14 protein-coding genes are annotated in these 13,918 nt (G+C 55.3%); 4 read left to right on the top strand and 10 right to left on the bottom strand.

What is annotated here, in order from left to right:
* The first annotated feature begins 12 nt into the window (after positions 1-12).
* A complete protein-coding gene (locus tag ACFO9Q_RS20150; protein ID WP_379185371.1) occupies positions 13-519 on the top strand; it encodes an SRPBCC family protein in 507 nt (168 codons plus the stop codon).
* Between the two features lie 167 nt (positions 520-686).
* Here ACFO9Q_RS20150 and ACFO9Q_RS20155 read toward each other — a convergent pair whose 3' ends face one another.
* Complete coding sequence (locus ACFO9Q_RS20155) at positions 687-1,649, bottom strand: phosphotransferase family protein (RefSeq protein WP_379185372.1); 963 nt, start codon at positions 1,647-1,649, stop codon at positions 687-689.
* A gap of 244 nt (positions 1,650-1,893) precedes the next feature.
* On the opposite strand from ACFO9Q_RS20155, the gene ACFO9Q_RS20160 reads away from it, so the two are divergent.
* Complete coding sequence (locus tag ACFO9Q_RS20160) at positions 1,894-2,655, top strand: DUF6492 family protein (RefSeq protein WP_379185464.1); 762 nt, start codon at positions 1,894-1,896, stop codon at positions 2,653-2,655.
* A gap of 1,072 nt (positions 2,656-3,727) precedes the next feature.
* Here ACFO9Q_RS20160 and ACFO9Q_RS20165 read toward each other — a convergent pair.
* Positions 3,728-4,573, bottom strand: coding sequence for a transglutaminase family protein (locus tag ACFO9Q_RS20165; protein WP_379185373.1), 846 nt, complete (start codon positions 4,571-4,573; stop codon positions 3,728-3,730).
* A 155-nt stretch (positions 4,574-4,728) separates the two neighbouring features.
* Between ACFO9Q_RS20165 and ACFO9Q_RS20170 the strand changes: the two genes are divergently transcribed.
* Positions 4,729-4,986 carry a GlsB/YeaQ/YmgE family stress response membrane protein gene (locus tag ACFO9Q_RS20170; RefSeq protein ID WP_379185374.1) on the top strand — a complete coding sequence of 86 codons (258 nt, stop codon included), beginning with the start codon at positions 4,729-4,731 and terminating at the stop codon, positions 4,984-4,986.
* Between the two features lie 102 nt (positions 4,987-5,088).
* Here ACFO9Q_RS20170 and ACFO9Q_RS20175 read toward each other — a convergent pair whose 3' ends face one another.
* From ACFO9Q_RS20175 to ACFO9Q_RS20210, 8 genes are all read right to left on the bottom strand, one after another.
* Positions 5,089-6,939, bottom strand: coding sequence for a polysaccharide deacetylase family protein (locus ACFO9Q_RS20175; RefSeq protein WP_379185375.1), 1,851 nt, complete (start codon positions 6,937-6,939; stop codon positions 5,089-5,091).
* A 13-nt stretch (positions 6,940-6,952) separates the two neighbouring features.
* Complete coding sequence (locus ACFO9Q_RS20180; protein WP_379185376.1) at positions 6,953-8,374, bottom strand: MBOAT family O-acyltransferase; 1,422 nt, start codon at positions 8,372-8,374, stop codon at positions 6,953-6,955.
* Positions 8,375-8,615: 241 nt separating this feature from the next.
* Positions 8,616-9,311 (bottom strand): hypothetical protein, encoded by a 696-nt coding sequence (locus tag ACFO9Q_RS20185; protein WP_379185377.1) that lies wholly within the window; start codon positions 9,309-9,311, stop codon positions 8,616-8,618.
* The gene (locus ACFO9Q_RS20190; protein WP_379185378.1) at positions 9,304-10,206 is read right to left on the bottom strand and encodes an ABC transporter ATP-binding protein; all 903 of its coding nucleotides are present in this window, start codon (positions 10,204-10,206) and stop codon (positions 9,304-9,306) included. Before ACFO9Q_RS20190 ends, ACFO9Q_RS20185 begins: the two co-directional genes overlap by 8 nt.
* Entirely contained in the window at positions 10,203-10,574 is a 372-nt protein-coding gene (locus ACFO9Q_RS20195; RefSeq protein ID WP_379185379.1) for a GntR family transcriptional regulator, read from the bottom strand. Before ACFO9Q_RS20195 ends, ACFO9Q_RS20190 begins: the two co-directional genes overlap by 4 nt.
* A 354-nt stretch (positions 10,575-10,928) precedes the next feature.
* Complete coding sequence (locus ACFO9Q_RS20200) at positions 10,929-12,419, bottom strand: MDR family MFS transporter (RefSeq protein ID WP_379185380.1); 1,491 nt, start codon at positions 12,417-12,419, stop codon at positions 10,929-10,931.
* A gap of 77 nt (positions 12,420-12,496) precedes the next feature.
* Positions 12,497-13,090 (bottom strand): TVP38/TMEM64 family protein, encoded by a 594-nt coding sequence (locus ACFO9Q_RS20205; protein WP_379185465.1) that lies wholly within the window; start codon positions 13,088-13,090, stop codon positions 12,497-12,499.
* Between the two features lie 55 nt (positions 13,091-13,145).
* The gene (locus ACFO9Q_RS20210; RefSeq protein ID WP_379185381.1) at positions 13,146-13,436 is read right to left on the bottom strand and encodes a hypothetical protein; all 291 of its coding nucleotides are present in this window, start codon (positions 13,434-13,436) and stop codon (positions 13,146-13,148) included.
* Positions 13,437-13,695: 259 nt separating this feature from the next.
* Here ACFO9Q_RS20210 and ACFO9Q_RS20215 point away from each other — a divergent pair, with 259 nt between their 5' ends.
* Complete coding sequence (locus ACFO9Q_RS20215) at positions 13,696-13,914, top strand: DUF1540 domain-containing protein (RefSeq protein ID WP_379185382.1); 219 nt, start codon at positions 13,696-13,698, stop codon at positions 13,912-13,914.
* Positions 13,915-13,918: the final 4 nt, after the last annotated feature.

Here is a 13,918-nt window from a genome sequence, read left to right on the forward strand (position 1 = left end):
CGGAGGCTATGTATGAGTAAATTAAGTAAAGTATTGGAAATTACCCGTGTCATCGATGCGCCGCGCGAGCTGGTCTATGAGGCGTTCACCGCGCCCGAGCATCTGCTGCAGTGGTGGGGACCCGAGGGCTGGGAGATGCGCGTGAGCACGTTCGAGTTCCGGCCAAGCGGGGTGTTCCATTATAGCCAGCAATCGCCTGATGGCCATCTGATGTGGGTCAAGTTCGTCTATCATGAGCTGAATGCGCCGGAGAAGATCGTGTATACGAGCGCTTTCTGCGATGGGGATGGCCAAGTCGTACGAGCGCCCTTCGATCCGAACTGGCCGCTCGCCACGCGAACGACGTTCACCTTCACCGAGCAGGCTGGGCAGACCCTCCTGACGATGACGGCAGAGCCCGTAGAGCCAACTGAGCAAGAAGCAGCCACCTTCGCCGCTTCGGGCAAGATGATGGAAGAAGGGTTCGGCGGAACGTTCCAGCGGCTGGCGAGTTACTTGTCGGAGCGTTCCGTTGGGTAGGGAGAAGCATAGAGCTTGAGGTGCTGGACCCGGGTGTAGACCGGTGTATTGAGCAAGATGGAGTTACAAGAGCTAGACCACGTACAAGAGCTAGACCAAGTACAAGAGCCAGTACGAGAGCTGTTAGAACACCGGTCGCCCCTAGGGTGGCTGGTGTTCTCTGCGTTTTATAGCAGATCCTCTACGCACTGAGCCAGACTCGCCTCCGCCTCCCCCAGCTGCCTTCTGAGCTGCTCCTCCGGCCACGGGCCGCTTCCCCGCTCGAGATCGGACCGTATTAACTGCAGCATCCACATGGTGAAAATCACCGCAAACTCCCTATACCCCCGGCTGAAATCCATATAGGATTGTTGCAGGGTGCCGAGTGCCTCTGCCTCGGCTGCATACGCCCCCAAGATGCGTTCCCGAGCCTCGCTCGTTACGTTCTTGGGGAAGCTTGGATGGGACAAGTCGATGACATGGTACAGGTCCCAGTAGGGGTGGTTCAGATGGAGGTGCTCCCAATCCATCACCTTGACCGCACCGTTCACCTTGGCGTAGTTGCCAAGGTGCAGGTCTCCGTGCGAGAGCACGTCCGGCAGCCCTTCCCAGCTGTAGCTGCCGGTCCCCTCGAGCACGGCAAGTGCCCGCTCCGCGTGAGCGGCGGGCATGCCCTGGAGGAGCCGCCGGGCATGGGCGGCGCTGTCCGCCCGGCGGAGCTGGGCCGCCAGCTGCGCGACTGGCGGCTTCGGGCCGCGCAGCGGCAGCTCGCGCAGATGCGCGCACGGCAGCGCGTGCCATCGCGCGGCCGACACCGCCAGCTGTGCGGCGGTGTCCACGTCGAAGACGTGCTCCAGGCTGCCGAGGTCCTCGTACAGCAGCCAGCTCTCTTCCGGACGGACGCCGTCGTCCGAGCTTGCCAGCAGGCGCGGGGCTGGCGCGCCGGGGATGGATGGCAGGATATTCGCGCCGATCCAGCCTTCCAGCTTGTGCTGCTCTAGGTTGGTCAGCGGCTTGAAGATGTAGGACTGGTCAGGTGAGGTATATACCCGCTCCACATGCTTGCCGTTCATCCCTGTGTATAGAATCTCTCTCTTGTAGATGAGAGCGTTATCCATTGTTCCATCCGGCTTCATGAAGGCTACTTGCATGGCGAATGCCCTTTCTTGTCTTATTTTCACCATCATACCCGAAGTATCAACGCCTGTCTCCATCTGTGCTGGTGCTGGTGCTAGTTGTCCCCTCCGCGCCTATATAGGCAATTGTGAGTGCTGTGCAACTTGTACTCTAGCAACTCGAACACTCTCCCCCCTCCCGACATATTCTGTGGTTGTTAGAGAGACAAGATGACCGTATTGGAGAGATGTGAGAGTGACGCTTCCTACGATTGATGTGATGATTCCTGCAATTGAGAAGGATCTAGGGACCTTGCCCTATGTAATAGATAGTGTTCGCAAAATGGTAAAGCACCCCATCGGCCGATTCTATATCGTCTCCCCTGCTACCGATCGGATGAAGGAGCTCTGTTCGCGGAAGGGGTGTACGTTCATTGACGAGCGGTCGCTGCTGCCGATTACGCCCAAGTCGATTAATTATCGCTCCGCTGCTTGGGAGCGTTCCGGATGGCTCTACCAACAGCTGCTGAAGCTTAGTGGAGATAGGCTGTGCACGGCGAAGTATTACTTGGTGATCGACGCAGATACCGTGCTCATTCGCCCGCATATATTCCGGACTGGGGACGGGAGGAACGTATTCTATACGCGAAGCTGGAGCCAGCCCGAATACTTCGTCACCTATGCGAAGCTGTTGGGCAGGAAGCCGCCTCGTCCCTCTTCCTTCGTCACTCACTATATGCTGTTCGAGCGTTCCAAGGTAGCTGAGCTGAAGCGCGCAATCGAGCATCGCCACGGGATGAGCTGGTATAAGGCTATTATTCAGAGCATCAATATGCGGAAGCAATTCGGCTTCTCCGAATTCGAGACTTACGCCAACTACTGCTACTCGGATAATCGCTCAGGGCAGAAGCTGCTGCCAGCACGGAACATAAGTCTGCATATGAATGCATCACAGATGACGGAAGCTAAGCTGAAGAAGCTGGCCGCCCGCTACCGCTCCATCTCCTTCCACAAGCGCAAGGGATACTCGCGTAAGGGCTAGCTCGCGTGCCGACCGCCGGCGCGCTTTCCTATGCATCTATTGGGCGGTTGTGGGAGCGTGTACGAGCGGGAATAAGGCACATTATGCACCTATTTGGCGCCCGGCGAGCGGGTGTGAGCTTCGATAAGGCACATTATGCACCTATTGATCATCCAGGAGCGTGAGCGAGCTTGGATAAGGCATAATACGTACCTATTGGGCGGTCTGCGAGCGGGTTCGAGCTTGGATAAGGCACATTATGCACCTATTTGGCGGTCTGCGAGCGTGTACGAGTGGGAATAAGGCACATTATGCACCTATTGGGCGATTCAGGAGCGTGAGCGAGCGAGGATAAGGCACAATACGTACCTATTGGGCGGTCTGCGAGCGGGTTCGAGCTTGGATAAGGCACATTATGCACCTATTAGGCGGTCTGCGAGCGTGTACGAGTGGGAATAAGGCACATTATGCACCTATTTGGCGATTCGGGAGCGTGTGCGAGCGTGGATAAGGCACATTATGCACCTATTGGGCGATCCGGGAGCAGTTGAGAGCGGGGATAAGGCACATTATGCACCTATTAGGCGGTCTGCGAGCGGGTGCGAGCTTGGATAAGGCACATTATGCACCTATTAGACGGTCGACGAGCGTGTGCGAGCGTGGATAAGGCACATTATGCACCTATTAGGCGGTCGACGAGCGGGTGCGAGCGTGGATAAGGCACATTATGCACCTATTGGTCGATGCGGGAGCGTATGCGAGCGTCGATAAACGTCATCAGGTGCATTTATGCGCCCGGTTGGCGCCGACCGGCAGCTGGCCAAGTGCCCCGCCAGCGGTTATATCCGCCGCCATGCCGCCCTACCGCTCCGCCGTTCCCACTGCCCCACACGCCACGCGGCCTACCGCTCCGCCGTTCCCACCGCCCCACTGCCCCACTGCCCCGCACGCCACGCCGCCCTACCGCTCCGCCGTTCCCACCGCCCCACCGCTCCGCCGCTCCGCCGTTCCCGCCGACCTACCGCCCCACCGCCCCGCTGCCCTGCACGCCACGCGGCCCTACCGCCCCGCCGCTCAGCCGCCCCCCCCGCCCCTACACCCGCGTCACCGCCACGCGGACGTCGAGCGTGGAGCTGCCGCCGCGGTAGACGCCCTGGACCGGGCTCACGTCGGCGTAGTCGCGGCCGGTGCTGACGCGGATGTGGCTGCCGAGCGCCTCCACATTGTTGGTCGGGTCAAGCCCGACCCAGCCGATGCCCGGCACCATTACTTCCACCCACGCGTGAGTGGCCAAGTCTCCGACGAGCCCCGAATCCTCCTCCACATACAGATACCCGCTCACATACCTCGCGGGAATCCGACTCGCCCGCAGCACGCCGAGCATAATATGCGCGAAGTCTTGGCAGACGCCTGCGCGCATGTCGAATGCCTCTGCAGCCACTGTATCGACATTCGTCGAATCGCCATTGTACTTCAGCATCCCATGCAGCACCTTCATCAGCTCCAGTGAGAATCGCACCGGATCGTCCATCCCTCCTGCAGCCTCCGTCACACGCTGCACCTGATCCTGCCTAAGATACGTGTATGGCGTCTCTCCGAGATACGCCAAGTAGTGATGCTGGAACAGCTCCGAGTGGAAGATATCCCGCATACTCCCGGAATACTGCACCCGACCTACGAACGGACTGCGCTGCACACTGACGATGGAGGTGGTCACCACTTCCAGCACCTTGTGCTTCTCCGGGATGAAAAAACTCTCCACCTGATTGCCCCATATATCCGTGTTCTCCCTTGTGAGACAAGCCGGCTGGATATCCGCTCGATAGAACAGCAGCCTCTGGCATTCATCGGTCAGCGGCTTCAGCCGAATCATATTGAGACTCTGATCCACCTCGGTCTCATAATGGAACGTATTATGATGCTCAATCTGCACTTTCATCCGCTCAATCTCCTCCCCTGATCCACACCATCTCCTTAACTAATTCTGCCAACTATATCCAATACCTTGTTTCCATCCAACATTACCGTTTCAAAAACGAAATAGTGGTTAATAATATAACAACTACAACATTCATACTAAAGGAGCTGAAAGAAATGGGTTTATTATGGACACTTATTATCGGCGGTATCATTGGTTGGTTGGCAGGATTAATCATGGGTCGTGACATTCCGGGAGGCATCATCGGTAACATTATTGCCGGGTTCATCGGTGCTTGGCTGGGCGGCTTGCTGCTTGGCGAGTGGGGTCCTGAGACAGGCGGATTCTACATTGTACCGGCACTCATAGGTGCTGTAGTGCTCGTCTTCATCGTCAGCCTGATTATGGGCTCGATGCGCCGCAGCCGCAGCTAGACACTCACACACCTGCTTATTATTACAAAAGGATCGCGAGAGGAGCTTCCACAGCTCCCTCTCGCGATCCTTTTTCATTAGCACGCTGCAGTCATCTACTCTCTACGCGCCGAGCAGCTTCACCAGATCCTCGCTCTTCACTTCCGGCCCCGCATTAATCCGCATCAGACCGAACAGGCTGCGTGGGTCGCCCTTAACGACCTTCGAGATGCCAGACTTCGTCGTCAGCGTCACCCGATAGCCGAGATCCATTAATACTTGCTCGGACAGATGGCTATAATAACCGAACGGGTACGTATATACATTGACCGTATTCCCAATCCGGCTCTCAATCTCGCCCGCCATCTGCTGCACATCCTCAGAGAACGCCCGAGCATAAGCGCCGGTGCTCTCACCGTCATTCGGAAGCACACCCTTGCGCTTATAGTACTCATTCGGCTCCGTCTCATGCAGGTCGACCGAATGATTCTGAATGTCGATGAGTCCTGATTCAGCCATCTCACGAGCCTCGTCCCACGTGAAGTGACGGTAGAAGTTCTTGCCCTCTAGCCTGTGCTCCGTCCGCCCCATCGACCAGCCGATGACCGAGATCGTCGCCTTCATTCCTAATTCCTTGTATAACGGATAAGCATATTCATAATTGCTGTAATACCCATCATCGAACGTGAGGACGAGCGGCTTGTCCGGCAGCGTCCCCTTCCCATCCACATAAGCAATCAACTGCTGCAGCGACACCGTGTTGTATCCCGCCTGCTTCACCGCCAGCATGTCACTCTTGAACTTCTCCGGCGGCGTAATGAGCGCATTCGGCTCGTAAGGGTCATCATCAATATGGTGGTAGACGAGGATCGGCACCTTCAGCGATGAAGCGGCATTCGCCGCAGCGGCGGCCACTTCCTTCGGCTTCGTGAACACCTGCTCGGCATGCTTCACCACATTCGCCTTCGTCGTATAATGACCGAACCCCTTAGGCACGTACACTTCCTCATCCTTGAAAATATAACCCAACATCATCCGGCCCACACTATTCCGATAATGCATCGTGTCATAGAAGTAACGCGGGTCCCCGCTCACCGCGGTATACCCCGAGAAGTCCCAGAAGTCCGTCACCTCAGCGATCTTCCTCCAATACTCCTTCAGCGCTTCCGGCTTGTAGCTCTGCAGCTCCTGCACCGACGTTGCTCCGGAGATGAGCCTGAAGGTTACGCCCCGCGATTCCGTATAAGCCTTCATTCGTGCGAGCGAAGCCACATTCTTGTCGAGCGCCGTCGCCTCCAGCTTGCCGAACGGGGCGAACGCCGCCTTATTGCGCGCCATATAGTCCTCAAGATCATCGATCTTCTCCGCATCGCGCTTCACCTTGTTGTAGACGCCGGTCTCGGGGATGAACTGCGAATACTCGAAGGAGTCGACCGCATGCTTCCCGAGACCCTCCAGCTTCGTATAGCCGTAGGTCGGATTCAGCGTCAGATACTTCAGGTAGAAGGGCAGCAGCGGCTCTCCCTTCACCTTCGCATGCAGCGACTGCTTGAAGTCGGTAGCCTTCTCATTATAATGAGAGATCTCCTGCATGCTCATGTGGAGCACGATATTCTTAGGCTTGTAGTGATCAATAATGTACGTCAGAGTCTTCTCATAATCATGGAAGTCCCCGCCATACATCAGCATGCTGTAGAACTTCGCATCGTCCCCATAGTACTTGTTCAGCAGCTCCGGAGAGATGGAACCGGACTTCGAGCCGCCGATCACGTACGAGTTATATCGTTCGTGGTGTTGGTCTAGGTAGCCGATTTTGGCAACGCGAGGGTTGTTCACCATGTTATAGGAATGCCACTTCAGCACCTTGTCACCGAATACGCCGAACGGATCGACGACATAGTTGAAGCCCCCGACGAGCACAGCGGTGACCGCGAGAGAACCGAGGAATGCGAGCAGCCATTTGCGATAAGTCATAATACACCTGCCTCTAGAACTGGAAGTATAAGAAGTTGGACACGGATGTCATCTGCACGAGAGAGAGTCCCAGGCAGAGTGCTGCAGCGAATGCGTGGCGCACGGTTGGCTTGAAGTCCTCGGTGATCTCATGCGTATTCCGCAGGAAGAAGGCGATGAACATCGCAACGCCGAGCAGCACAAGGGTGTACAGATGGTAGATGCCGAACTTCGCGATGGACTTCATCACGCCGAGGACGTCCATGCCCGCGAACTGGTGGAAGTCGACCAACATCCGCATGACATCGAAGGCTTGCGCCGTATCAGCTGCGACGAACAGGATACGTGTCGCCACTACACCAAGGAAGGTCAGCGTCCAAGCGAGCACGAAGGGCAGCTTCAGCTTGTTGCGTGTCATATAATGAGCCGCACAGACGAGCACGCCGTTGATGACGCCCCATAGAATGAACTTCCACCCCGCCCCGTGCCAGAAGCCGGAGACGAAGAATGTAATCATGACCGAGAGATAGAATCGGAAGCTCCCGCTGCCCCGCTTGTACACCGTCCGGAAGACGTAGTCGGATAGGAAGCGCGACAGCGTCATATGCCAGCGATTCCAATATTCCTTGAAGTTGCGCGCCTTATACGGCGAGTTGAAGTTCTGCGGCAGCCGGATGTTGAAGAACAGTCCGAGGCCAATCGCCATGTCGGCGTAGCCGGACAGGTCGAAGTAATACGACAGCGTGTAGCTCAGCACCGCGGTCCATGCCGTCAACGTATCGCCTGCGGCGATATCGTGGAAGAAGGATGCGGCGAACCCGGTGAGGGGGTCGGCTAGGAGAATTTTTTTGGCGCAGCCTACCGAGAACAGGAACATCCCCAGCATCATATTCGCCTTGTTGAAGAAGGGCTGCCGCTCGTTGTCGAGCTGCGGGACGAAGTCATTGTGATGTACGATCGGGCCGACGAGCAGCTGCGGGAAGAAGGTGATGAACACTAGGAAGTTGATAACGGAGTGCTCCTTCGTCTGCCCCCGGTAGCAGTCGACCAGATGCGCGATGAGCTGGAAGGTGAAGAACGAGATGCCCAGCGGCAGGACGATGTTCAGCAGCGCCTGGGACGAGCCGGTAATCGCATTGTAATTCTCAATCATGAAGTTGCTGTACTTGTAGTAGCCCAGGAATAGAATGTTCTGAGCGAGACCTAGCGTGAGCAGCATTCGCTTGACGGCGGTAGACTCCGCGTTCAGAATCATCGACGAGATGACATAGTTGAAGAAGATGACGATGATGAAGGTGAACACGAACTTCGCGCTCCCCTGCGCATAGAAGTACAGAGAGGCGAACACGAGCCACAGCTTCGCGATGGGATAGAGCTTCAATACATTAAGCAGCCGATACCCGAAGAAGGTAATCGGCAGGAATAGGAAGATGAACGAATACGTTGAGAAGATCACTTGGTCGATGACTCCTTTGGGTGAGCGTAGATCAGCAGAACAGGGCTCTGCGATGCGTCTCTTGCATGCCTATTAATTTAACATGCTCACCTAGGCGGGTCAACAAATGGGGGGCGGACGGTGAGCAGCTGGTCCGAATTCATGAGAGCCGTGCTTCACAATACTCGGTCAATATTAGCATAGTCAACCCCTTCATCTCTGAAGGGGTTATCCTGTGCCTATTACGAGTATGAACCAGCAATCACGCCTGTGTGGTCGCACGGCGAAGCATCAGGTAAGTGGCTCCTGCGCACACCGCGGTTAAGACAGCGAGCAACAGAATAACATCCATCATCGTCATCTGGAGCAGCCCGTTGAAGAGATCGTTCCAATAACCGTACACGCCGGCCATGTAGCTGAAGATGGTACTTAAGAGCAGGCCGATGCCGAAGAACGTATATAGGCCTGTTCTGCCGAAGCGGCGGTGGATACTTGAGATGGACATACCCAAGTAGAACATGCTGAGCAGCAGGATGGTGTAGAACAGGATGGAGCCGAGTACGCCGATGGATTCAAGGAACGGCATGTTGAAAAATTGCAGCTTCACGCCCCATCCGTTGGTGAAGTCCCGTTCTACCACAGCCAGCAAGGAGATTAAGATTCCTGAGAATAAGCTTACGAACAAGAACATCGCCCCGGTTCCCACATAATAGTCCTTCCGGCGCACGCTCAGTCCAATGGCATAGTGGAACGTCTGCGGGATGACCATTATACCCGCGATGAGCAAGTAGATGGCGATGGAGGCTATCCCTCCAGTCTTCATCCCTGCAGGCTCATTGATTAGAGCAGCTATGATGATATTAATGAAAAAGGAGCTGAGCAGGATGCCCCAAGGGAGAATGAACCATGTGAAGTGATCGCGAGCATACATGCGGATTACAGCGTGGATCTTATTCATGGCTGAGCACCTCCTTGCGATCTGCCTTGTTCTGAGTGAGATAGACGATGAGCTGCTGCAGAGAGATGGGGACGAGCTCCAGCCCCTCGGCTTCGGCTGTTCGGTGATCGGACTTGCTTAGCTCCCCCATGATCGTTGCGGACAGCATCCCGCCCATCGGCACTCTGTCAATCACGTTGCGCTGCTGGGTGAACGCCTCTACCTTCGCTGACGAACCAATGACGGTAAAAGCACGGCCTCTCAGCGACTCTGCGTCTTCGTTCATAATGAGCTGTCCCTTGTCGATGACCAGGATATGCTCCAGAATACGGCTCACCTCGTCGATGAGGTGAGTCGACAGAATCACTGTACGAGGATGCTCGGCGTAGTCCTCCAGCAGCCGGTCGTAGAACAATCCTCTTGCGACAGCATCAAGTCCGAGATAGGGCTCGTCGAAGATTGTGAGCGGAGCGCGGCTTGCAAGGCCCACTACAATGCCAACGGCGGAGAGCATGCCTCGTGAGAGCTTCTTAACCCGGCGCTTCAGCGGCAGCTGGAAGTCCTTAATCAGGGAGTCAGCATATTCGCGGTCCCAGTTGGGGAAGAAGCATCCCGCTTGGTCCAGCACATCAACGACACGGTACACTTCGGGATACTTCTGACTCTCCTTAATGAAGCAGATTCGCTCCAGCACCTTGCTGTTCTCATACGGCTCCTCACCGAATACCTTCAGGACGCCGCTCGTTGCGAACAGCTGAGCCGTAATCATGTGCATAATCGTCGTCTTGCCTGCGCCGTTGCGGCCCAGCAGCCCATAGATCTTATTCTGCTCGATCTTGAAGCTGACCTTATCCACTGCCGTGACCTGCGAACCATACGACTTCGTCAATTGACGGAGCTCCACTACTGTACTCATTGGACGCCATCCCCTCTCCGAATCATCTCAGACAGCTGCTCGGCTGTGATGCCCAGCTTCTCCGCTTCCTGCACCATCGTCACCACATATTGCTCGTAGAATTGCTCCCGCCGCTTCTCCATCAGACTCGCCCGAGCCCCGGTCGTTACGAACATCCCAATCCCTCTCTTCTTGTAGAGTACATTCTGATCCACCAGTAGATTGACACCCTTCGCTGCCGTCGCCGGGTTGATCTGATAGAATGCCGCGAATTGATTCGTCGAAGGAACCTGCCCTTCCTCCGGCAATCTGCCTTCAATAATGTCGTCTTCGATTCGCTCGGCAATCTGCACGAATATCGGACGGTTGTCATCGATGAACAACCCCATATTCTCACCACCATATTGGTTAATTACTTATGTAACTAACCATACAACTAACGAACACTGAAGTCAATAGGCCGCTTTTATAAAATTTGAGGGCTTGGCGCAGAATCAGTACGGCATCGGTGCCCTTTCTCGCTCCTTTGCTGCACTATCCCCTTCGTTCAGGAATGGATGCGTCTCTGCATCACATCTGTCCCCCAGCACCCTCTGCACCCCCTCACCACTCCGTCTGAGCGAAGGGGATAGTGACCAAAAGGAAAAAATAGAGAGGTCGACCCCGCCCGCCTAGACATCAAAAAAAGGCGACTCCCGAAGGAATCGCCTACCCATCACTATATAATTAATTACCCCATCAGCCTAATGGCCGGCCATCATTGAAGCCTTGGCTGACGGATCCTCAGCTCCAGCTTCACCTTCCTCAGGCTTCAGCTTCGGCTTGCGAAGGATGAGACCCAGCACCACCCCAGCGCCTGCAATACAAGCAGATACGAAGAACGTATCGCCGAAGGCCGCTGCCATGGAAGTCAACTGGTCACCCTTATTCTCCGTCATATACTCAGTCACCTGCGAGCTGAAGTAGCCGGTTAGTCCAGCTACCGCGAAGGATACCATAACCTGCTGAGCCGCTGTTGTTAGCGGCGTCACGCGGTTCACCAGGCGGCGCGGTGCCGCCTGCAGCACATGGGTATTGATGGACATCATCGACAAGCCCATGCCGGCGCCCATGAAGACGAGTGCCATAATGATGAAGCCAAGACTAGTAGCGGCTGTAATCTGAGACATGAGGTACAAGCCTAGCGTAATGCTCGATAGTCCAACCATGACCAGTGGACGCGCGCCCACCTTGTCGAACAGCTTGCCGCCAATTGGCATCAGAATGCCTGACGCCAGCACCTGCGGCAGCAGAATCAAGCCAGACTCCAGCGGTGAATACGCCTTAACCGTCTGAAGGTACATCGGCACCAGCAAGAACGATCCGAACAACGCGATCTGCATAATCCACGAGATGACGATGCCTCGGGTGAAGTCAGATGAACCGAATACGCGAAGCTCCAGCAGCGGCTGCTTCTGGCGAAGCTCGACGAAGATGAAGAGCAGCAGCGCAGCACCGCCGACGAGCAGACCAGTCACCGCACCAGTGGAAGACCAGTCCGATCCTCCCTCGCTTACCCCGTAAGCCAACATCGCGAAGGCAATCGGGGCAAGTATAATCCCGAGGATATCGAGTGCAGGCACTTCCTTGCGGTCCAGCTTCGGAATGTACTTAAGACCTACCAGTATGGCAATGATTCCAATCGGCAGATTAATGAGGAAGATCCAATGCCAGGAAGCATATTCAACGAGCCAGCCAGATAAGACTGGACCTGATGCCGGGGCAAGCATCATCGGGATGCCGAGCATCCCCATTACGGACCCCATCTTCTCCGGAGGAGCCAGACGGAAGATCATGGCCATCCCGATCGGGGACACCATACCACCGCCGAGACCTTGGAGCACCCGGTAGATCACGAGCTGTTCCGGTGTCTGAGCGAGTGTACATAACACCGATCCAATGGTGAACAGCGCGATGGTTGTGAGGAACACATTTTTTGCTCCGAACCGGTCTATCATCCACCCCGCGAGCGGAATTACCGCAGATAGGGCCAGCGTGTAGCCGGTAATCGACCATTGCATCGTCGCAACGTCCGTATTGAAGTATTTTTCCAGTGTTGGCAGCGCGACGTTGACGACCGTGCTGTCCAAGATAACCATAATCATTCCAAGAATAACGGCCATCAGCGGTCCAATAATGGTCTTGATGGAGAATTCCTTTGCCCCGTCAACTGTGGCAGATGTTGATGTTGTCATCTCTAATCTCCTTCCGATACTTGCGTGTATCTACCCGAAATTTTGACGGTAAATAGTTTAGTTGTCAAGTAATATTCTCATTCCGCTGCATTCGCCTCAGAACGGGTGAATCTAGCCTCCAGCCTGCGCATTATAATTAAGCATAGCCCAATGAATAAGACCACATACAACAAGCGATAAGGCTCACGCGCGAACCGAGCCAGATCATATCCGATATAAGAGACCATGAGAACCATGATGCCCTTGCCCAGCGCAACGGCAAGCAGGTAGGATCTAACGCTCATGCGCGATAGGCCGGCAGCCACGTTCACGACAACAAAGGGTCCGACCGGGGAGATGCTAAGCAGGAAGACGTAACTGAAGGCATTGCGGCGCACCCATACCATGCCCTTCTGAACCTTGGGCTTCGACGCCCACTTCTCTAAGTAAGGATGACCCGCTGCCTTCCGCACGAGGAGGAAGGTGACCGCGCACCCGCTGACCAGACCGATCCACGAGGAGAGGAATCCCAGCCAGAATCCATATACGGCGGCATTGACTCCGACGATAATCATCGTAGGCAGCGGAGGAACGAATGACTTCATGAACGTCAAGAAGACGCCTGGCAGCAGGCCAAGCGATCGGTACTGGTGAAGCAGACTCCGCAAGTTCTCTTCCGTTAGGTAGGACATCCAGTCTACATCTGCCACCGGCAGCACCTACTTCTGCACAGGAGCTCCTGCTCCCTTAATCGACATACCCGGCAACGCCCTTGTCCATGAGGTATTCCATCTCGGCATCAAGAATATCGTCCACGGCAATCTCCGTCAGCTTCACATCCGGCCGCGACAGGATATAGTCGACCAACTCGTCGCTGTCGATATCCACTTCCCCCTTGGTCTTCGCTGCGACTCCATCTATGAAGGCTTGCTCATGCTTCAAGACTAGAGCTACCGTTTTCGGATCAGCCTTTGTCTTGCCTGCAATATAAGCAATCAGCTCCTGCTCGTTGATTTCCGGATTCGTATCGTTACTCATTTCCAATCATCTCCTCTAATAGTAATACGACTCTATTGTAACCTCTAATACCTAATTTGTACTCCTCCTGTTCCACAAAATAATTCCAACCAACCAATCCGACCTGCGGCCTCTGGGCAGCACGCCGCTCCGAGCATCTTGGTCCAGCCAGTCCAGCGCCTCAGTCCAGTGCCTCCAGTCCTTATACTGAGCAACCTCTGTTTCACCCCTCCCCTATCGTGGTACATATAAGCAAATAACTTAGAAGAGGTGAAGCAAGATGGAGAATCCAATGGTAAAGTGCAGTGTTGAGAATTGTGAGTATTGGGAGAGCGGGAACAACTGTGTAGCAGAGACCATCATGATTGAGATTAATGCCCACGCGGACAAGCCCCTATCGCAAGGGCATGGTCACGAGCAATACGATACGAAGCATCAAGACACCGCATCCGGCGTAGTCGACACTTGCTGTCACACCTTCACGGAACGCAGCCATTGAGCAG

Source organism: Paenibacillus sp. GCM10023252 (assembly GCF_042653305.1).
Classification (GTDB): Bacteria; Bacillota; Bacilli; order Paenibacillales; family Paenibacillaceae; genus Pristimantibacillus.